We start from the raw sequence: 1,035 nt of genomic DNA on the forward strand, positions 1-1,035 counted from the left end.
GCGCTGGTGCGGTGGGTTTCGAACAGGATTTCGGGGTTTTCGTGGATGTCACGGCGCCAGGCGGTGATTTCATCCTGCAGTTCGGCAAAGCGGTTCTTGACCGGCATTTCTCACTCCTTTGGTTGTCTTTTCCCGCAGCCTCAGGCCGCGGGCATTCTTCGTTCCACCAGCTCGGCAAACCAGCTGCATCCCAGGGGAATCGCTTCGTCGTCAAAGACATAGGCCGGGTGGTGGCACATCTGGGTGTCGCCGTTGCCGAGGAAGATATAGGCGCCGGGGCGCTGCTCCAGCATGTAGGAGAAATCCTCGGACGGCATGATCGGCGGGGTCTCGGCAGTGACCTTGGCGGAGACCGCCTGCGCCGCCTCCACTGCATGGGCGGTGCCGTTTTCGTCATTGATTGTAACGGGGTAGCCGGGAACCCATTCGACCTCGGCCGTGGCGCCAAAGGCCGCCGCCGTGCTTTCGGCGACCCGGCGCACCCAAGTTTCGGCCTGGGTGCGGTATTCGGGGTCCAGCGAGCGGACGGTGCCCTGCAGCTTGGCAGTATGGGCGATTACGTTCGAAGCCGTGCTGTCGGTTTCAAAAGTGCCGACGGTGAGCACCACCCGTTTCACCGGGTCCACGTTGCGCGACACGATGGAATGCAGCGAGACCACGATCTGAGAGGCCACCAGCGTGGTGTCGATGGCATCATGCGGCGCGGCGGCATGGCCTCCCTTGCCCGTTACGGTGATGTTGAATTCGTCCGATGACGCCATCAGCGCGCCAGGGCGGATGGCGAATTCGCCCACTGGAAGGCCCGGCATGTTGTGCAGGCCATAGACCTCCTGAATGCCCCAGCGATCCATCATACCGTCGTCGCACATCGCCTTGCCGCCTGCGCCGCCTTCTTCTGCGGGCTGGAAGATCAGCACCGCCTTGCCATCGAAATTCCGCGTTTCTGCAAGATACTTAGCCGCCCCCAGCAGGATCGAGGTGTGGCCGTCATGGCCACATGCATGCATCACGCCAGGTGTCTTCGAGGCGTAGCCC

General features: G+C 62.6%; 1 protein-coding gene. It reads right to left on the reverse strand.

What is annotated here, in order from left to right; all coding sequences use genetic code 11:
• Nucleotides 1–140 precede the first annotated feature (140 nt).
• Nucleotides 141–1,035, reverse strand: an 895-nt coding sequence (locus A2I95_RS41950; protein WP_291738160.1) for an amidohydrolase, incomplete at its 5' end; no start/stop codon positions are given.

This window comes from Leisingera sp. F5, assembly GCF_001593695.1.